Origin of the sequence: Brevundimonas sp. AAP58 (assembly GCF_001295975.1) — a bacterium.
In the GTDB taxonomy this organism is placed as follows: domain Bacteria; phylum Pseudomonadota; class Alphaproteobacteria; order Caulobacterales; family Caulobacteraceae; genus Brevundimonas.
The window spans coordinates 1-18,278 of sequence record NZ_LJHU01000025.1; the positions used below are offsets into that span (position 1 = coordinate 1).

Consider the following 18,278-nt stretch of genomic DNA (forward strand, 5'->3'; position numbering starts at 1 on the left):
GGCCAGCTGCCACAGGCGGGCGGCGGAGATGCGGTTGGCGCCGCATTCGTACTTCTGGATCTGCTGGAAGCGGATGCCGACCTGGACGGCGAGCTGCTGCTGGGTCAGGCCCAGAAGGCGGCGACGGCGGCGCAGGCGGCGGCCCAGGTGGAGGTCGATGTCGGTGGCCATGGCCCCATTCCCCTTGTTGTCACGGGCTGTGCCAGAACGGCACGGCTCGCCCACAAAGCCGCAATGACCATGCCGTCTTCGCGTGACGGGGGAGCGACGGTGGTTAACGGGGGCGCGTTTGGCCAATTCATGCGTTAGGCTGGGACGACGACGCTTTCTCAGGATCTGCGCATGACCACTCGACCCCGCCGACTTCGCAAGGCGGTTCTGCCCGTCGCGGGCCTCGGCACCCGCGTGCTGCCCGGCACCAAGACCACGCCCAAGGAGCTGCTGAACGTCGTCGACCGGCCGATCCTGAGCTACATCGTCGAGGAGGCGAGGGAGGCCGGGATCGAGCATATCGTCTTCGTCACGGGGCGCGCCAAGCAGGCGATCGAGGACTATTTCGACCACCAGATCGAGCTGGAGGCCCAGCTGGCGGCCAAGGGCAAGACCGAGATCCTCGAGATGATGACCGCCGAACTGGCCACCGCCGGGGAGATGAGCTTCACCCGCCAGATGCAGCCGCTCGGCCTGGGCCATGCGGTGTGGTGCGCCCGCGACATCATCGGCGAGGAGCCGTTCGCCGTCATGCTACCTGACGTCATCGTGGACGCGCAGCCCGGCGCCCTGAAGCAACTGGTCCAGGCCTATGAGGAGCTGGGCGGCAATGTCATCGGTGTGGAGGCGGTCCCGGACACCGAGACGCACAAGTACGGCATCGTCGATCCCGATGGACGAGACGGCGACCGCATCCGCATGAAGGGCATGGTGGAAAAGCCCGCCAAGGGCACGGCGCCTTCGAACCTGTCGATCGCGGGACGCTACATCCTGCAGCCAGAAATCTTCGGCATTCTGGAGCGTCAGGAGCGGGGAGCGGGCGGCGAGATCCAGCTGACGGACGGCATGGCGCGGCTGATGAAGGATCAGGTTTTCACGGCGGTCGAATACGCCGGCGTCACCCACGACTGTGGCGACAAGATCGGGCTGCTCCGGGCCAATGTCGCACTGGCGCTCAAGCGGCCCGACCTTGGGGAAACTGCACGGCGGGCGATCGAGGGACTGCTCGGGCGCTGAGGCCAGCCATCTAGAAGGCCATGATCGCCCGCACCGCGACATAGACCGCCACGACCAGGATCAGCCCCGCGAACAGGGTGCGGCCGAGCGCGGCGTTGGCGCCGAGGCGACGGGCCAGCGGCAGACCCGCGACCGTGCCGAGCACGCCGCCCACCGTCATGGCGGCGACGAGGCCGACGTCGACCCAGCCGGACAGGGCGTAGTTGCCCGCCGTCGTGGCCCCGAAGGCAGCAACACTGAGGAGCGAGGTGGCCTGGGCGGTCGCCAGGCTCATGCCCGTGGCGGCCATCAGGCCGGGCACGATCAGAAAGCCGCCGCCGATGCCGAAGAAGCCGGCGGCCGATCCCACGCCCGCGCCCGTCAGCCCGACGCGGGGCGCCATGGCCAGGTTCAGCCTGGGCTCTGGCCGGTCGACGACGACGCGCGGGCGCAGCATCGACAGGCCCACGGCGGCCATGGCGACGGCGAAGATCAGCAGCAGCTGCTGGCCGTCGATCATCTTGGCCAGGGACGATCCGGCCCAGGCCCCGGCCGCGCCGGTGACGGCGAACAGGGTGGCGCAGGGCCAGCGGACCCGGCCAGCGCGCGCATGGCCGGCGAGGGCGGTGAGGGCATTCAGCGCCACGCCCGCGGCCGAGACGCCGATGGCGACATGGGGGTCGGCCACGCCCACCACATAAAGCAAGAGCGGCACGGCCAGCACCGACCCCCCGCCCCCGAACAGGGTCAGCAGCAGGGCGACGAAGCCGCCGCTGAAAGCGGCCAAGGCCAGGGGCAGGAGATCGGTGGTCATGGCGTCACGCGGCCTTGGCCGAGGCGCCGTAGGCAGCGCGGTTCCAGGGCATGACGGCCAGAAGCCGCGCCATGCCGCAGAAGCCCGTGGCGCCCGCGAAGAACAGGCCTGCGCCCACGAAGGCCGACAGCCCCCAGAAGCCGGGGTGGACCAGCAGACCCAGCGCAGCGCCGAGCAGGATCAGGCCGCCGGCCGTCATCTGGACCTGACGCATCAGCTCGATCGGCTGGGACCGGTCGGTGCGGGTGGCCAGGCCCGCCGCCTTCCAGGCGTCGAGGCCACCCTCGAGCACGAAAGCCTCGCCCGGCACGCTGGCGGCGAGCTTGACGCAGTTCATGCCCGTGCGGTTGCCGGTGCGGCAGGTGTAGATGATCTGACGGCCATCGGGCAGGGTCGTCTGCGCCTGCTCGAAGCGGGACAGGGGGGCGTGGATCGCGCCGGGAACATGTTCGCGAGCGAACTCATCGGGCTCGCGGATGTCGACGAGGACGGCGGTGCGGTCCTTCAGACGAGTGGCGACGTCGGCGGGCTTCAGGGGGGTCAGGACAGTCATGGGTTCAGGCCTTCAGGTTGGGGAGGGGCGGGCAATAGATCTCGGCCAGGACGGCGATGACCTTCAGCACCGCCGGATCGGCGATGCGGTAGAAGATGGTCGTGCCCTCGCGCCGGGTGGCGACCAGGGCGTCCTCGCGCAGGCGGGCGAGATGCTGGGACAGGGCCGACTGGGACAGGCCGACCAGCGGCAGGAGCTGCCCCACCGACAGTTCGGTCCCGCCCAGCTGACACAGGATCATCAGGCGTTTCTCGTTGGACAGGGCGCGCATGAGGCCGGCCGCCTCGCCGGCGGCGGCTTCGAAACGGTCCAGTCCGATGTCTTGGATATCGATCATGGCGAGCAATATATGCGGACTTGCTAAATAAGCAATAGCTAATATATTGGGCGTCACAAGGAGCCTTCCCATGACCCACGCGACCACCCCCCAAAGCCCTGTCGTCCAGGGATTCTTCGACCCCGCGACCCACACCGTGACCTATCTGGTCAGCGACCCGGCCACCCGGCAGGCGGCGATCATCGATCCCGTCTTGGACTATGATCCGGCGGCGGCGCGGACCTCGACCCGGTCCATCGACGCGGTGATGGCGGCGCTGAAGGACCAGGGGCTGACCCTGGCGATGGTGCTGGAAACCCACGCCCACGCCGATCACCTCACCGCCGCCCACCACCTGCGCGAGACGCAAAGGACGCCCATCGGCATCGGCCAGAAGATCGTGCGCGTGCAGTCGACCTTCGCGCCCATGTTCCACGCAGACGACGTCAGTCAGGACGGCGCGGCCTTCGACCGGCTGTATGCGGACGGCGACACCTTCGGGCTCGGTGAGCTGACGGTCGAGGTGATGCACACGCCGGGCCATACGCCGGCCTGCGTCAGCTACCGGATCGGAGACGCGGTCTTCGTCGGCGACACCCTGTTCATGCCGGACTACGGCACGGCGCGGACCGACTTTCCAGGCGGGGACGCGCGCACGCTGTATCGCTCCATCCAGCGGCTGCTGGGCCTGCCGGAGGAGACGCGGATGTTCGTGGGCCATGACTATCTGCCCAAGGGCCGCATCGAATTCCGCTTCGAGACCACGGTGGGCGAGCAGAAGGCGTCGAACGTCCATGTCGGCGGCGGCGTGAGCGAGGACGCCTTCGTGGCCATGCGGGAAGCGCGCGACGCCACCCTGGGCGCGCCCCAGCTGATCCTGCCGTCGCTGCAGGTGAACATCCGGGCGGGCGCCTTGCCCCCGCCGGACGCCAGCGGACGGCACAGCCTGGTTCTGCCGCTGAACGTCCTTTGAAGCTCGGTCAGCCACTCGCACGGAGCGCGTGACAGCTTGCGGCGTTGATGCGCGGGGTCCGGGCAGCTAGCAAGGAGCGGACCCCGCCGACCCCGGTCGGCCCTGACGGCCGGCGACCCGGCGTTGAACAGGCAGTCCGCATGACCGACACCGCGTCCAGCGGCCCGACGGGCCCGAACGCCACTCCGCCCCGGCGCAATGCCTTCACCCGGTTCCTGGACGGGGTCGAGTGGTTGGGCAATCTGCTGCCGCATCCCGTCACCCTGTTTGCCGTCCTGGCCCTGCTGATGCTGCTCCTGTCGGGACTGTTCGGCTGGCTGGGCGTGGCGGTCGAGGATCCGCGTCCGCTCGGCGCGGCCGGTCGCTCCGAGGACGGAATGATCCGAGCGGTCAGCCTGCTGGACGGCGACGGCGTGCGCCGCATCTTCACCAGCTTGGTCGGCAACTTCACCAGCTTCGCGCCCCTGGGCGTAGTGCTGGTGTCCATGCTGGGGATCGGCGTGGCGGAGCGATCGGGCCTGCTGTCGGCGGCGGTCCGGGCGCTGGTGCTCAGCGCCTCGCCGAAGGTCGTCACCGTGGCCATCGTCTTCGCCGGGGTGATCTCCAACACGGCGTCCGAGGTCGGCTATGTCGTGCTGATCCCCCTGGCGGGCGCGGTCTATTATTCGCTGGGGCGCCATCCGCTGGCGGGTATGGCAGCGGCCTTTGCCGGTGTGTCGGGGGGCTATTCCGCCAATCTGCTGATCGGCACGATCGATCCGCTGCTGGCCGGCATCACCGAGGAGGCGGCCCAGCTGATCGATCCGAGTTATCAGGTGACCGCGACGGCCAGCTATTACTTCATGGCAGCCTCGACCTTCCTGGTGACGATCATCGGCTCACTGGTCAGCCTGTTCATCGTCGAGCCCAAGCTCGGTGCCTATGACGCTTCCCGCGCCGACCCGGCCGTGCTGAGCGAGGATGGCGCTGCCCCTCTTTCGGCGACCGAGCGAAAGGGGCTGATGGTGGCGGGCCTGGCATTGCTGGGCGTGCTGGGGCTGATGGCCCTGACGCTGCTGCCGGAGTGGGGCGTGCTGCGCGACCCGGAGACCGGCGACCAGATGCGGTCGCCCTTCTTCACCGGGTTCGCGGTGTGGATCCTATTTTTCTTCCTGGTCGTAGGCTTCGCCTATGGGCGGGTCGTGGGCACGGTGAAGACCGACCGCGACGTCATCGACGGCATGGCCACCGGCCTGTCGACCCTGGGTCTGTACCTGGTCATCGTCTTCTTCGCGGCCCAGTTCGTGGCCTTCTTCAACTGGTCGAACCTGGGGGCCATCACGGCCGTGAACGGCGCGGCCTTCCTTCAGAACACGGGCCTGACCGGCCCGGCCCTGTTCATCGGCTTCATCGCCATCTGCGCCCTGGTGAACCTCATGATCGGTTCTGCGTCGGCCCAGTGGGCGCTGACCGCGCCGATCTTCGTGCCCATGCTGATGCTGGTCGGCTATTCGCCGGAGGTGATCCAGACCGCCTACCGGATCGGGGATTCCACCACCAACATCATCACTCCGATGATGAGCTACTTCGGGCTGATCCTGGCCTGGGCCACGCGCTACGACAAGAACGTCGGCATCGGCACCATGATCGCGATGATGCTGCCCTACTCGATCTTCTTCACCATCGCCTGGACAGCCCTGTTCTTCCTTTGGGTCTTCGGCCTGGGGCTTCCGGTCGGACCGGGCTCGCCGACCTTCTACGTCCCGGCCTAGATGCCCGAGGCGACTTCCGGATCGGCGGCGGCGTCGCGGCCTTCGACGATCCGGGCCGCGGCCATGTCGGCGGTGACATTGCCGATGGTGCGGAAGATATCGGGCACGACCTCGACCGCCAGCAGCAGCGGCAGGACCTCGATCGGGACGCCCATGACGAGGCAGATCGGGGCGATGGAGGCGAAGAAGCTGACCTGACCCGGCAGGCCGACGCTGCCCACGCTGACCGCCAGAGCGGCGAGGCCACCGGCGAGCATGGTGGCCAGGGTGATCTCTGTCCCGGTCAGGCGGGCGACGTAGATGACAACGGCGAGATTGGCGACTGACGAGGTAATGCGGAACACCGCCACCGCCAGCGGCAGGACGAGCCCCGCCGTGGCCGTCGAAACGCCGAGGTGGCTCACCGAACGCTCGACCATCACGGGCAGGCAGGCGAGCGAGGACTGGGTCGAGAAGGCGACGACCTGGGCCGGAGCCGCGCCGCGGGCAAAGCGGGCGAGCCCGATGCGCCCCCACAGGATCGTCACGACATAGGTCAGAACCAGCAGTCCGATGAGGGCCAGACATACAAGGGCGATGTAGTGGCCGAGGACGCCCGCAGCCCCGATCCCGGCCCGCAAGCCCACGCCAAACGCGAGGGCGAAGACCCCGAGGGGCGCGACTTTCAGAACCCACTGGACGATGACGATCATGGTCTGGGCAACGCCTTCGAAGAAGACGGCCACCGGCTGGCGCAGCCGTGTTTCGAGACGCGTGGTGGCGAAGCCGAAGGCGATGGCGAAGACGACGATGGCGAGAATAGCGTCCTCGGCGGCCGCGCGAATGGGATTGGCGGGAGCCAGGCTGGTCAGGAAAGCGGACAGACCTCCGCCGCCGACATTGGCCGCGACCTCTGCAGCGGCGCTGTCGGATGTCTCGGCAATGAGGGCTCGCGCCGCGCCCTCGGCGATCGGCCAGACCTCATGCAGGCCAATCGAGGCAGCGAAGGCGTAGATCGTGGCCCCGACCAGCAGAACGGCGAAGACGCCTATCGCCTTCAGGGCGAGTCGCCCGGTCGCGGCCGCGTCGGCGATGGAGGCGATGCCCGTCACAAGCAGGCTGAAGACCAGAGGGATGATGGTCATGCGAAGGGCGTTGAGCCACAGCTGGCCGAGGGCGTCGATCAGGCCGACGGACCCTGTGCCTCCGGGAATGCCGTAGGCCTGGGCCCCGGCCCCGGCGGCGAGTCCTCCAGCGAGGGCCACAAGCACCCACAGGCTGAGCGAAGAGAAGAAGGACGCGGTTCGGGATCGGGTCATGAGACGACGCTAGAGCGTTCCGGCTTCCACCGGGAGAGGATTCTCTCGATCGCATCGGCAGCCCGATCCAGATCGCTGGCGGAAACGTCCGTCATTTCTATCCGGTCCAACAGCGGGCGATCCCGGCGGGCGGACTGGCGGCGGTAGGCGGGGTCGTAGTGCTCGGCGATCAGGGCGGCGGCGAGGGATTCCGTGTCGCCGGCGCGGGCGAGCGCCTTCCAGGCGGCGACCGTCTCCTTGGAATGATGAGGCGGCAATCGGCCGAGCGCCGCCTCCACCGCGTCGGGGTCCGCACCGATGTCTGCGTAGGCGCGGGCGGAGAAGGTCGCGCGGGCGGCGACCGGAGCGGACAGCTCGATGACCGGGGCCCGGCCCATGGCGCGCCACAGGGCGGGCGGGACGGTGCGCGCGCCGATGCGGCTGGACTCGGCCTCCACGAGGACGGGACGGGACGGGTCGAGGGCCTCAAGGGCGACGAACAGACGGCTCTCGAACAGGGCCTGGGTCGGCTGGGGCTGCCCCCGCCAGGCGCCGAACAGGGAGCCGCGATGCTGGGCAAGGGCCTCGAGGTCCAAGGTCTGGACGCCCCGGGCGGCGAGGCGGGCCAGGACCTCGGTCTTGCCGGAGCCGGTGCCACCGTCGAGCAGGATGACGGTCAAGTCGTCGCCGGGGCCGTAGAGGGCGCTCTGCACGCGTCTGCGCCAGGTGCGGTAGCCGCCATCCAGCACGGTGACCGGCCAGCCGATCTGGTCCATGACCGCCGCCATGGCCCCGGACCTCTGGCCGCCGCGCCAGCAGTGGACCAGCGGGCGGAAGGAGCCGTCGCGGTCGGCGAGCGCCCCATCCAGATGGGCGGCGATGTTGCGGGCGACCTTGGCCGCGCCGATCCGGCGGGCGAGGAACTTGGACGTCTGGACATAGAGCGTGCCGACCTCGGCGCGTTCAGCGTCGTCCAGCACCGGCAGATTGATCGCGCCGGGGATGTGGTCGTGGGTGAACTCCGACGGGCTGCGCACATCGATGATGGCGTCGAAGCGGGCGCGGGCGTCCCGCGACAAGTCGTCGGTGCGGCGGATCAAGCGACCCGCACCCCAGCACCCTCGACCACCTGGCCGACGATCGCGGCGGCGTCGAAGCCACCGGAGCGAATGCGGGCGAGCACGGCCTGGGCCTGATCGGCCGCGACGCTGACCAGCAAGCCGCCCGAGGTCTGGGGGTCCGTCAGGAGGTCGCGCCGCCAGTCCGGCAGGTTTGCGGGCAGGTCAACGGCCTCGCCGTAGCTGGCCCAGTTGCGGACCGAGGCACCGGTGCGCACGCCATCGCGGACGAGAGTCTCGACGCCGGGCAGCAGAGGTGCGGCCTCGCTGTCGATCTCAACACCGACACCCGAGCCGCGCGCCATCTCCAGCGCGTGGCCGAGCAGACCGAAGCCGGTGACGTCGGTCAGGGCGTGGACGGCCTCGATCTCGGCCAGATCGGCCCCGATGCGGTTGAGCCGGGTCGTCGAGGCGATCATGGCGGCGTAGCCTTCTTCGCCGAGCCGCCCTTGCTTGTAGGCCGCGCTCATCACCCCGACGCCGAGCGCCTTGGTCAGGATGAGGACGTCGCCGGGCCGGGCACCGCGATTGGTGCGAACGCGGTCGGGATGGACAAGGCCCAGCGCCACCAGACCGTAGATCGGCTCCACGCTGTCGATGGAGTGACCGCCGGCGACCGGGACACCGGCTTCGGCGCAGACCGAGGCCCCGCCTGCCAGAATCTTGCCGATCGTCTCGGCCGACAGGACGTTGACCGGCATGCCGACCAGGGCCAGCGCCAGGAGCGGCCGCCCGCCCATGGCATAGACATCGGACAGGGCGTTGGTCGCGGCGATGCGGCCGAAGTCGAACGGATCATCGACCACCGGCATGAAGAAGTCGGTGGTGGCCACGAGCGCCTGCTGATCGTTCAGCCGCCAGACCGCCGCGTCGTCCGAAGTCTCGGTCCCGACCATGAGATCGGAGAAGGCTGCCGCCTGCGGCATGCCGGCGAGGATATCGCGCAGCACCTGCGGCGACAGCTTGCAGCCGCAGCCGCCGCCATGGGCCAGGGAGGTCAGAGGGGGTTCGGCGGTCACTGAAAGTAGTCCGAGAGCAGAACGATGCGTTTCTGGTGGCTTGATCGCGCGGCCACAACGTCCTGGAACGCTGCGTCCGCCGTCAGCAGCAGGCACCCTCGATCCACCGCCAGGGCGAGGAAAAGGCAGTCATAGATCGGGTGCTTCAGGGCCATCGCCAGATCCAGCCCTTGCCGCAGGATCGTCGCCGTCGGCACATCTTCGACAGGAGCAGCTTCCAGGATGGACAGCCAGTCGCGTGCCTCCGACTCCGACGCATCTCCTCTCCGAACCGACTTGCGAAGGCCATTGGCGGCTTCCACGCGCCAAACGTCCGGAGCGATCAGCGACTGACCCAAGACGCGCTTGGCAAGTTCGGCGGCCGCCTCAGGCAAGACCCACTTGAGCGCAACCGATGTGTCGACAACGATCAAGACTCGTCGCGCATTTCGCGGACAAGCACCTCCGACGGCGTGAAGACCCGCCCCTTCAGCGTCTCGTGAAGAGCGTCGATCCGGGCGCGGAAAGCCTCCACCTTCTTCATCCGCTCGGCTTCCAGCGTCTCTTCAAGCAGAGCGCGATGTTCCGCCTCCACGCTGCGCTGGTTGGCGGCGGCGCGCCGCTTCAGGGCTTCGACGGTGTGGTCGCTGACGTTGCGGACGAGGAGTTGCGGCATGGCCCGAGGATAGCACACGCTATCACGCCCCTCAACGTCCTTGCCCTCCCCCGCGTCAACGCCTGTAAGGTGACGCTCTGTCGCTCGGAGACCGCCTCATGATCGTCGTCCATCACCTGAACAACTCCCGCTCCCAGCGCGTGCTGTGGCTGCTGGAGGAGATGGGCGTCGACTATGAGGTCCGGCGCTATGAGCGCGATGCGCAGACCATGCTGGCACCGCCGGAGCTGCGGGCCATCCATCCGCTGGGCAAGTCGCCGGTGATCCAGGACGGTGACATCGTGGTCGCCGAGACGGGGGCCATCGTCGAATACCTGCTGGAGACCCGGGCGGGGCATGGGCTGAGGCCCCAGGCCGGGACCGCGGACGGGCGGCGTTACACCTACTGGCTCCACTATGCCGAAGGGTCGGCGATGACGCCGCTGTTGCTGAAACTGATCTTCTCGGCCCTGCCGACCCGCTCGCCGGGTCTGGTGCGACCCATCGTCAAGGCCATAGCGGCCAAGGCCCAGTCCGGCTTCATCGACCCCCAGATCGCCAGCCACACCGCCTATTGGGAGGCGGAGCTGGGCAAGTCCACCTGGTTCGCGGGCGACCGGTTCAGCGCCGCGGACATCATGATGAGCTTCCCGCTGGAGGCGGCGTCGAGCCGTGTGCCCTTTGGGCCGGACAAACCCCGCCTGAAGGCGTTCCTTCAGACCATCCACGCGCGCCCGGCCTATCAGCGCGCGCTGACACGCGGCGGGCCCTACGCCTACGCCTGATCCCGCGAGGGGAGTGGTGAACCCGGTGGCCGCATGCGCGTTCACAGGCCCATGCGCCTTCGAATGATCCACATATCCGCTGCGCTGGCAGCCGCCGTGCTTCTGATGATCGCCTTCATGGCGGCAGGAATCGCGCTCGTCTCGCTGATCGCAGCGGTGCTCGCAGCAGCGCTGGTCGGGTGGATCGCCTATCGCGTGGCGAGGAACGCCCTGATCCGCGGTCGCACGGAGCCCGCGATGTCTCACGGACGTCAACCGGACGTGCGATGACCGCCCTTAGGGGCCACCTGGAAAACCCCGGTCTTGAGTTCGGCGGACGGGTGCCCTAGCATCTTTGGCCTGTCGCGTACGCCCAGCGACCTCGTGTTCCTCCCGTACGTCTCTCCTTCCAGTCCCTTCCGGATACCCGGGCGGCATAACAAGAAAACCCACGCCACATGGAAAAAGTGCCCATGACGTCCGAGGGCTATCGCACCCTCGACGCTCAGTTGAAGCAATTGAAGTCGGTCGAACGCCCCAATGTCATCGCCGCCATCTCAGAGGCGCGCGAGCACGGGGACCTGTCCGAGAACGCCGAATATCACGCCGCCAAGGAGCGTCAGGGCTGGATCGAGGGCCAGATCGCCGAGATCGAGGACAAGATCAGCCGCGCCCAGGTCATCGACGTCACAAAGCTGTCAGGCGATCAGGTCAAGTTCGGCGCGACCGTGACGGTGGTCGACGAGGACACCGAGGAAGAAGGCCGCTACCAGATCGTGGGCGAGCACGAGGCCGACGTGAAGTCAGGCAAGATTTCCATCGCCTCGCCGATCGCGCGGGCCATGATCGGCAAGGAAGTGGGCGACGTGGTCGAGGTGAACACCCCCGGCGGCGTCAAGGCCTACGAAATCCTCAAGGTCGAGTGGAAGTAGGGGCCAGCCCCCTCACCATCCGCGTCGTCACGGACGGCCGGGCGGGCATCGAGAACCAGGCCCTGGGTCTGGCTGAAGCCGTCGCCCGGTTGACCCCTGCCGTCATCGACGTGCGGCGGGTGCGCTGGCGGCCGGTGTTCGACTGGCTGCCGGCGGACCTCAAGACGCCGGCTATGCTGGATCCGGCGTCGGACGCGCCCTTCCCACCCGACGGCGAACCCTGGCCGGACCTGTGGATCGCGGCGGGACGGGCCAGCCTGCCCTTGTCGCTGGCGGCCCGGAACCGGAGTGGCGGCCGCACGGTCGTGGTGCAGGTGCAGAACCCCCGGCTCGACCCCATGCGCTTCGATCTGGTCGTCGCGCCCAAGCATGATGGGCTGACCGGAACCAACGTCATCTCCATCACCGGATCGCCGCATCGGATTACGCCGGAGCGCCTGGCCGAGGCCGCGCCCGCCTTCGTCGCCGGGATCGAGCCCCTGCCGCGGCCGCGTGTGGCGGTGATGATTGGCGGCCGATCCAAGGCGTTCGACCTGCCTTCGGGCCATGCGGCCCGGCTGGCCGACAGGATCGCGCGAGCGGTGCAGGACGCGGGAGGATCGGCACTGGTGACCTTCTCCCGTCGCACCCCGGGAGAGGCCCAGACCATCATGGCCGCGCGCCTGTCGGCTGTGCCCGGCCAAGTGTGGGACGGAACCGGACCAAATCCATTGTTCGCATTCCTGCACGCGGCCGACCACATCCTGGTCACCGAGGACAGCGCCAACATGGCTACGGAGGCCGCCTCGACAGGCAAGCCGGTCCACATCCTTGCGATGGTTACGAGGGGGTCGGCCGTAAAGTTCGCAAGGCTTCATGCGGACCTGACCGCGCGGGGGGCCACGCGCCCATTCGACAGTCCGCTGACGGCCTGGACCTATCCGCCCCTGGCCGAGACGCAGCGGGCCGCACGGATGGTGCTCGATTTTGTCGCCAACCGGAAGAAGGTCGTGCTGGCGATCTGACGGGCGCTCCCCGGGAGCAAGGCGATGGCGGTCGCAGGCCTCACGGCCACGAGAACGGGTGGACCCCCTCGTCTGGCCGTCAGATTTCGTTTCTGGACCGACGTTGGCCTCCGCCTAGGATGTCTCCATGCTCGACATGATTGCCTTGGCCCTTACGCTCCAAAGCGCCGACCTCGAGGCGGTCAGACTATGCGTGGGTGGACAATTCACCGGCTTCCGACGGGCGGATGGCCGGGTTTGGTGGTCAGACCCGACGGACGACAGTGACGCGCGCAAGCCCTTCGATCCCTCCCGCTATCCGACGGTCCATGACCGTGCCTGGTTCGCCGCGCGCGCGCCGTTGACTGTCGACGGCCGCACCTACGTCTACGACGGCATGCACAGGATCGAGTGGGCCTTCAATCGATACTATCGCCAACGCCCTGACCACGACGGCGTCATCGCCGCCGCTCCGCAAGGCTCCGAGGAGAGCATCCTGCTGCTGCTGAGCAATCCGATCGGGTGCGAGTTCGCCCAGTACCGGCTTTCGGCAGAAATCGACTAATCGCCGCCACCCCCGCCGCCATCGCCTGCGCCGCCGTCAGAGCCACCGTCGTTATCGCCGTGGGCGTCCTTGCTGCTTCGTCCGCCGCTGCCACCGTCCGCCACCGCGGGCACTGTCGAACCGTCGCCGCCATCCCGACCGTCGCGCTTCTTCTTCTCGCCCGCGTCCAGAGACGCCCCGATCGCGACGCCGACGGCCAGGCCCACCGCGATGCCGATGGGCAGGTTGCCCAAGGCCACGCCCAGTCCCGCGCCGATGGCCACGCCCAGAGCGATGCCGATGCCGATATAGCTGCGTCCTGCCATGATCTCTGTATCTCCCAACATCCCGATGGCGAACCCAGCATCGCATCCTCGGGAATCAGAGCCTAGATAGAGAGCATGAGCAGTCCCCGCACCACCCGCGTCGCCATCATCGGTTCCGGCCCCGCCGGCTGGACCGCCGCCATCTATGCCGCGCGCGCCAGTCTGAACCCAATCGTTATCGCCGGCATCCAGCCCGGCGGCCAGCTGACGATCACCACCGACGTCGAGAACTATCCCGGCTTCGCCGAGACCATCCAGGGTCCCTGGCTGATGGAGCAGATGAAGGCCCAGGCCCTGCACGTCGGGACCGAGGTGATCGAGGACATCGTGGTGTCCGCCGATCTGTCGAAGCGACCGTTCCACCTGAAACTGGATTCCGGGGCCGAGATCCTGGCCGAGACCGTCATCATTTCGACCGGCGCCCAGGCCAAGTGGCTGGGGCTGGAGAGCGAGGCGAAGTATCAGGGCTTCGGCGTCTCGGCCTGCGCGACCTGCGACGGCTTCTTCTATCGCGGCAAGGAAGTCGTGGTGGTGGGCGGCGGCAATACGGCGGTCGAGGAGGCGTTGTTCCTGACCAACTTCGCGTCCAAGGTCACCGTTGTGCATCGCAAGGACGAGTTCCGGGCGGAGAAGATCCTGCAGGACCGGCTGTTCGCCAATCCCAAGATCGAGGTGGTCTGGAACCACCAGGTCGACGAGATCCTGGGCCAGACCGACGGTGTGGCGTCGAACGTCACCGGCGTGCGGCTGAAGGACGCGAAGTCCGGCGTCCTGCACGAGCGTCCTTGCGACGGCGTCTTCATCGCCATCGGCCACGCGCCGTCGTCCGAGCTGTTCCGGGGCCAGCTGGAAACCAAGGCGGGCGGCTATCTGGTGGTCAAGCCGGGCACGACTCAGACCAGCATCGAGGGCGTTTACGCCGCGGGCGATGTGACCGACGACGTCTATCGCCAGGCCGTGACGGCGGCGGGCATGGGCTGCATGGCGGCGCTGGAGGTGTCACGCCTGCTGGCCGAGGAAGACCATGCTCGCGCGCACCATCCCATCAGCCATCGCGAGGCCGAGAAGATCGGGGCCTGGTAGGCCTCAGGCGAACAGCTGGAGTTCGGGCGGAGCGTAGTCGACGGGCGTACCTTGGCGGCGACGCAGGGCATAATCGACCGCCCTCTGAACCGCGCGCTCGTCCGTTGGCTTGGTCAGGACGCCGATGGTGCCCGCCACGCCGTTGCGCACCATGCCGGGATTGGCCGTCATGAACAGCACGGTGATGCCCATGTCCTGGCCCAGGTCACGGCCGAGACCGATGCCGGTCGCGCCGTCGGACAGATGGATATCGACCAGAGCCAGATCGACCTCGGTCTCGGCCGCCAGCGCGCGCGCGGACCGGGCGTCAGCCGCCGTTCCGACCACCTCATGACCCAGGTCCTCCAGCACGAAGCGGAGTTCCATGGCCACCAGGGCCTCGTCCTCGATGATCAGGATACGCGCAGTCATGACCTTTTTCAGTTCAGGATCGACTCGGGTGTACGGTAGCGAACGCAGCTGAACCGTTTTGGTTCAAACCGCCTTCAGGGCCGCCCTGCGGCGGGACAGCGCGGTCGCGGGCAGATCGGCCTCCACCACTAAACCCCCGGGAAGCCACCGGCGTTCCAGCCGTCCGCCCAACTGTCCCTCGACGGACAGCGTGGCCAGAGAGGTGCCGAACCCTGTCCGTGCCGGACTTTGCGGGACTTCCGGTCCCCCGATCTCGGTCCATGTCAGGACGAAGCGATCACCAGCGTTGCGGGTCCGCAACAGGACGTGGCCGTCAGGCGCGGACAGGGCTCCGTACTTGGCGGCATTGGTCGCCAGCTCGTGAAACAGCAGGGCGACCGATGTCGCGGCCTGATCATCGAAGGTGGCGTCATCTCCCGCGATACGGACGCGCGGCCGACCCTGACCGTCGGCATAGGCGCAGAACAGGGCGCTCAGAAAGGTATGCAGCGTGGTGTCGCCGACGCTTGGGCGGGACACCTCGGAATGCGGCCGGACGAACTCGTGAGCGCGCGCCAGGGCGTTGATCCGGTCGCGCACGGCCGCCGCGAAGGCCTTGGCCTCCGGATGCTCGCGCGCCGAAAGGGCGATCAGCGCGGACACCACCGCGAAGATGTTCTTGATGCGGTGGGACAGCTCCTGGCTCAGCAGGTCCTTGCCCTGCTCCATACGCTTCAGGTCGTCGATGTCGGTGCAGGTGCCGAACCAGCGGGTGATGCGCCCCTGCTCATCCCGGATCGGCTGGGCTCGGCCCAGAGTCCAGCGATAGACCCCGTCATGTCGGCGCAGACGGTACTCGATCTCATAGAGCTCGCCGGTCTCCAGAGAATGACGCCAGCGGGCCCAGGCGCGCTCTTGGTCTTCCGGGTGGAACATGCCGTTCCAGCCTTCGCCGTCGGTCGAGCCTGCGGGCACGCCGGTGAACTCATACCAGCGGGCGTTGTAGTAGTCGTGGAAGCCGTCCGGCTGGGTCGACCAGACCATCTGGGGCATGGAGTCGGCGATCGCGCGGAACCGGGCCTCGCTCTCGGCCAGGGCCCGGACTCCCTCCTCGCGCGCCCTGACGGCGCGGCGCAGTTCAAACTGGGCCATGACCTGACCGGCCAGGACTTCAAGCGTGCGGGACTGCAACGGCGTGATGCCTTGCGGGCGCGGCACCACGTCGTGAACGCACAGCGCCCCCAAGGCATGGCCTTTCGGCGTGCGCAGCACGTGTCCGGCGTAAAACCGTAAGTGCGGCTCGCCGGTGACCAGCGGATTGTCGGCGAAGCGGGCGTCAGCCAGGGCATCGGGCACGACCACCTGATCCTGGCCGCTGGCGATCGAATGGGCGCAGAAGGAGACCTCCCGCGAGCTTCCCGTCATGCCCGAGGTGCCGACCGAGGCCTTGAACCAGGCTCGGTCCGCATCGATCAGGTTCACGAGGGCAATGGGGGCGTCGAACACCTCGGCCAGCAGAGCGACGATGTCATCGAACGCCTGTTCGGGTTCGGTATCGAGGATGCCGTAGGCCCGCAGCGCCTTCAGTCTCTCGTCTTCTTGGGGCGCAAGGCTGGCGGCAGGCACGAAGAACTCCAAGCGGGGCCGTGGCCCGACCGTGACTGAATGCCTCAGCTTGAGACTGGTTGCACGTCGCCCGGCCGGGCAGGCGTCAGGAGGCCGGTCGGCCCACTTCCTCGACGTCCATGGTCACTACGCCAGGCGGAGGAGGAATGACTGGCTGGGCCGGAGCGGGGGCCTCGAAGGCGGCCAGACGGGCGTTGATCTCGGCGATCTGCTCGGGGGACGGCGGGCGGCGGCCGCCCAGGCTGGCGACCCCGACGACGCGGGTGCGGCCGTCGATCTCGACGGTGCGCAGGTTCATGCCGCCGTCGGCCAGAACTTCGGCATCGCTGGCACCGACGTCCAACGCCAGTTGCAGCTCGGGCGAGCGCAGGCGGGGCCGGGCAAACCGGGCCTCGTCGATGATGGGCTCGTGGCCCGAATAGCGCTGCTGGAAGGCCGCCGTCTCTCCGGCCAGACCCTTCCAGCGATAGAAGATGTGGGCCCCGATCTGGGTGATCTTGCCCAGCGTCGGCGCCCACCAGGGATGGACGTAGTCGGCGTGATAGTGGGTCGCCGTGCCGACCTCGGTCGCCACATGGCCCGCGAGAGCGCGCTCGGCCACGATGCGCGCGCGATCCCAGGCCCAGGCTACCGGCTGCTGCGCCAGAGAGCCGTCGCAGGTGAAGCTGAACTGGCAGCCGGTCACCCGCTCGGCGCCCTCAAAGACCACGCCGCAGATGGTGTTGGGGTAATTCGGATCGCGCACGCGGTTCAGGATCACCTGGGCGACGGCCTCCTGGCCCTCGGTGCTCTCCAGCGCCGCCTCGTAGTAGATCCCCTGCGTCAGGCAGCGTAGGGCGCGGTTGCGATCCGCCGCGCTGGCGGGCGTGAAGGCGAAGGGCCGGGCGGGCCTGAGCGCGCCGATCGCGGCCGGCATGGCGGCGTTCAGGCGCTGGGCGTCGCGGCCGGAGGCACCGAGCTCGAAGCCCGGCTTGCCCGCAAGCCTCAGGCTCTCCCACCCCGGCGTCAGGCCGAGCGGGGTTGGCCGGGGGGCGTTGGGATCGAAGCGGGCGGCCAGCGCGATCTGGGCTGCGTCCATGCGCGACGACACCGCCAGAAGCCCGGCCTGGGTCCAGTCACCGCCCGTTAGCCGGGCGATGCCCTCGGCCGTGCGTTCGACGTCCGGACGCGCCGCCGAACTCGCCGCTACCGCCACGCCGAAAGCCGCCAGCACCGCCGGAGCGACCGCCAGCAGCCGATGTCCGCGCACGGCACGGCCAAGGCGCAGGACGAGACTGGCGGGGTTCAAGCGCATCCGAATTCACGATCCGCGACGCCGCTGCGCCGGAAAGCCGAGGGACCTAACAGGGATTCACGGCGGCTTTCTGACAGACCCTTACCCCTGCGTCACGCCTAGAGCCTGATCAGCATCAGTGGGATCGCTTCGCGATTCCGCTGATGCCATGAATCAGGCTCTAGCGGCCGCCGAGCGTGGAGCGCAGCATCCACGCGAACTTCTCGTGCGCTCCCAGACGCTGCGTCAGCAGATCGACGGTGACGTCGTCGCCGTCCTCATCAGCCGACTCGATCGCGGCGCGGCAGGTGGCGATGACGGTCTCGTGGTCCTTCATCAGCTCCTTCAGCATGGCGGTGGCATCCTTGTCCGGATCGCCGTCCTTGATCGAGGACAGATTGGCGAAGGTGGCATAGCCCTGGGGCGCGAACTCACCCAACGCCCGGATGCGTTCGGCGATCTCGTCCAGCGCCTCCCACATGTCGCGGTACTGCTGCTCCAGCAGGGTGTGCAGGGTGAAGAACTCGGGCCCACGGACATTCCAGTGATAGCCGTGGGTCTTCATGTAGACGGCGAAGCTGTCGGCCAGGACCTTGGTCAGTTCGCGCGCCACATCGACGCGCTCGGCCTTGGTCAGTCCGGTGTTGATGGTCGCTGCGGTCATGGGTCGCTCCTTGGTCGCGGTTGGGTCTGAGG

General features: G+C 68.3%; 23 protein-coding genes. 9 read left to right on the forward strand and 14 right to left on the reverse strand.

Annotated features, from left to right (window positions below; genetic code table 11):
• Nucleotides 1–171: helix-turn-helix transcriptional regulator (locus tag IP78_RS04265; RefSeq protein WP_156320279.1), on the reverse strand; the 171-nt coding region annotated here is incomplete at its 3' end.
• A 171-nt stretch (nt 172–342) separates the two neighbouring features.
• On the opposite strand from IP78_RS04265, the gene galU reads away from it, so the two are divergent.
• Nucleotides 343–1,227 carry a UTP--glucose-1-phosphate uridylyltransferase GalU gene (gene galU / locus IP78_RS04270; protein WP_054110475.1) on the forward strand — a complete coding sequence of 295 codons (885 nt, stop codon included), beginning with the start codon at nt 343–345 and terminating at the stop codon, nt 1,225–1,227.
• A 10-nt stretch (nt 1,228–1,237) separates the two neighbouring features.
• Here galU and IP78_RS04275 read toward each other — a convergent pair whose 3' ends face one another.
• Genes IP78_RS04275 through IP78_RS04285 form a run of 3 tightly spaced genes read right to left on the reverse strand, consistent with a single transcriptional unit; the run spans nt 1,238 to nt 2,910 of the window.
• Entirely contained in the window at nt 1,238–2,020 is a 783-nt protein-coding gene (locus IP78_RS04275; RefSeq protein WP_054110476.1) for a sulfite exporter TauE/SafE family protein, read from the reverse strand.
• A gap of 4 nt (nt 2,021–2,024) precedes the next feature.
• The gene (locus IP78_RS04280) at nt 2,025–2,573 is read right to left on the reverse strand and encodes a rhodanese family protein (protein WP_054110477.1); all 549 of its coding nucleotides are present in this window, start codon (nt 2,571–2,573) and stop codon (nt 2,025–2,027) included.
• 4 nt (nt 2,574–2,577) lie between these two features.
• Nucleotides 2,578–2,910, reverse strand: coding sequence for a metalloregulator ArsR/SmtB family transcription factor (locus IP78_RS04285; RefSeq protein ID WP_054110504.1), 333 nt, complete (start codon nt 2,908–2,910; stop codon nt 2,578–2,580).
• 70 nt (nt 2,911–2,980) lie between these two features.
• Between IP78_RS04285 and IP78_RS04290 the strand changes: the two genes are divergently transcribed.
• Entirely contained in the window at nt 2,981–3,862 is an 882-nt protein-coding gene (locus IP78_RS04290) for an MBL fold metallo-hydrolase (protein WP_054110478.1), read from the forward strand.
• 140 nt (nt 3,863–4,002) lie between these two features.
• Nucleotides 4,003–5,613: an AbgT family transporter gene (locus IP78_RS04295; protein WP_054110479.1), complete on the forward strand. Its 1,611-nt coding sequence runs from the start codon at nt 4,003–4,005 to the stop codon at nt 5,611–5,613.
• On the opposite strand, the gene IP78_RS04300 is transcribed toward IP78_RS04295, so the two are convergent.
• The 5 genes from IP78_RS04300 to IP78_RS04320 are packed head-to-tail and all read right to left on the reverse strand — an operon-like array spanning nt 5,610 to nt 9,682.
• Complete coding sequence (locus IP78_RS04300; protein ID WP_054110480.1) at nt 5,610–6,911, reverse strand: dicarboxylate/amino acid:cation symporter; 1,302 nt, start codon at nt 6,909–6,911, stop codon at nt 5,610–5,612. The two genes, IP78_RS04295 and IP78_RS04300, sit on opposite strands and share 4 nt — an antisense overlap.
• Nucleotides 6,908–7,990 (reverse strand): tRNA 2-selenouridine(34) synthase MnmH, encoded by a 1,083-nt coding sequence (mnmH, locus tag IP78_RS04305; protein WP_054110481.1) that lies wholly within the window; start codon nt 7,988–7,990, stop codon nt 6,908–6,910. Before mnmH ends, IP78_RS04300 begins: the two co-directional genes overlap by 4 nt.
• Nucleotides 7,987–9,027, reverse strand: coding sequence for a selenide, water dikinase SelD (gene selD, locus IP78_RS04310; RefSeq protein ID WP_054110482.1), 1,041 nt, complete (start codon nt 9,025–9,027; stop codon nt 7,987–7,989). Before selD ends, mnmH begins: the two co-directional genes overlap by 4 nt.
• Nucleotides 9,024–9,440: a type II toxin-antitoxin system VapC family toxin gene (locus tag IP78_RS04315; protein ID WP_054110483.1), complete on the reverse strand. Its 417-nt coding sequence runs from the start codon at nt 9,438–9,440 to the stop codon at nt 9,024–9,026. Before IP78_RS04315 ends, selD begins: the two co-directional genes overlap by 4 nt.
• The gene (locus tag IP78_RS04320; RefSeq protein WP_054110484.1) at nt 9,437–9,682 is read right to left on the reverse strand and encodes a hypothetical protein; all 246 of its coding nucleotides are present in this window, start codon (nt 9,680–9,682) and stop codon (nt 9,437–9,439) included. The genes IP78_RS04315 and IP78_RS04320 overlap by 4 nt, the downstream gene beginning before the upstream one ends.
• A 98-nt stretch (nt 9,683–9,780) precedes the next feature.
• Between IP78_RS04320 and IP78_RS04325 the strand changes: the two genes are divergently transcribed.
• From IP78_RS04325 to IP78_RS04345, 5 genes are all read left to right on the forward strand, one after another.
• Nucleotides 9,781–10,446, forward strand: a complete 666-nt coding sequence (locus tag IP78_RS04325) for a glutathione S-transferase (RefSeq protein ID WP_054110485.1) — start codon at nt 9,781–9,783, stop codon at nt 10,444–10,446.
• 63 nt (nt 10,447–10,509) lie between these two features.
• The gene (locus tag IP78_RS04330; RefSeq protein ID WP_197272369.1) at nt 10,510–10,716 is read left to right on the forward strand and encodes a hypothetical protein; all 207 of its coding nucleotides are present in this window, start codon (nt 10,510–10,512) and stop codon (nt 10,714–10,716) included.
• A 167-nt stretch (nt 10,717–10,883) separates the two neighbouring features.
• Nucleotides 10,884–11,357, forward strand: coding sequence for a transcription elongation factor GreA (gene greA, locus IP78_RS04335; RefSeq protein ID WP_054110487.1), 474 nt, complete (start codon nt 10,884–10,886; stop codon nt 11,355–11,357).
• Nucleotides 11,348–12,361, forward strand: coding sequence for a mitochondrial fission ELM1 family protein (locus tag IP78_RS04340; RefSeq protein WP_054110488.1), 1,014 nt, complete (start codon nt 11,348–11,350; stop codon nt 12,359–12,361). The genes greA and IP78_RS04340 overlap by 10 nt, the downstream gene beginning before the upstream one ends.
• A 127-nt stretch (nt 12,362–12,488) precedes the next feature.
• Nucleotides 12,489–12,905, forward strand: a complete 417-nt coding sequence (locus IP78_RS04345; RefSeq protein ID WP_054110489.1) for a hypothetical protein — start codon at nt 12,489–12,491, stop codon at nt 12,903–12,905.
• Here the strand turns inward: IP78_RS04345 and IP78_RS04350 are convergent.
• Entirely contained in the window at nt 12,902–13,210 is a 309-nt protein-coding gene (locus tag IP78_RS04350) for a hypothetical protein (RefSeq protein WP_082384841.1), read from the reverse strand. The genes IP78_RS04345 and IP78_RS04350 overlap by 4 nt on opposite strands.
• A gap of 75 nt (nt 13,211–13,285) precedes the next feature.
• Here IP78_RS04350 and trxB point away from each other — a divergent pair, with 75 nt between their 5' ends.
• Entirely contained in the window at nt 13,286–14,293 is a 1,008-nt protein-coding gene (gene trxB, locus IP78_RS04355; protein ID WP_054110491.1) for a thioredoxin-disulfide reductase, read from the forward strand.
• 3 nt (nt 14,294–14,296) lie between these two features.
• Here trxB and IP78_RS04360 read toward each other — a convergent pair whose 3' ends face one another.
• The 4 genes from IP78_RS04360 to IP78_RS04375 form a co-directional block, all read right to left on the reverse strand.
• Complete coding sequence (locus IP78_RS04360) at nt 14,297–14,704, reverse strand: response regulator (RefSeq protein ID WP_054110492.1); 408 nt, start codon at nt 14,702–14,704, stop codon at nt 14,297–14,299.
• Between the two features lie 63 nt (nt 14,705–14,767).
• Entirely contained in the window at nt 14,768–16,309 is a 1,542-nt protein-coding gene (locus tag IP78_RS04365) for a sensor histidine kinase (protein ID WP_054110505.1), read from the reverse strand.
• 85 nt (nt 16,310–16,394) lie between these two features.
• The gene (locus IP78_RS04370; RefSeq protein WP_054110493.1) at nt 16,395–17,603 is read right to left on the reverse strand and encodes a cell wall hydrolase; all 1,209 of its coding nucleotides are present in this window, start codon (nt 17,601–17,603) and stop codon (nt 16,395–16,397) included.
• 160 nt (nt 17,604–17,763) lie between these two features.
• A complete protein-coding gene (locus tag IP78_RS04375) occupies nt 17,764–18,246 on the reverse strand; it encodes a Dps family protein (RefSeq protein ID WP_054110494.1) in 483 nt (160 codons plus the stop codon).
• Nucleotides 18,247–18,278: the final 32 nt, after the last annotated feature.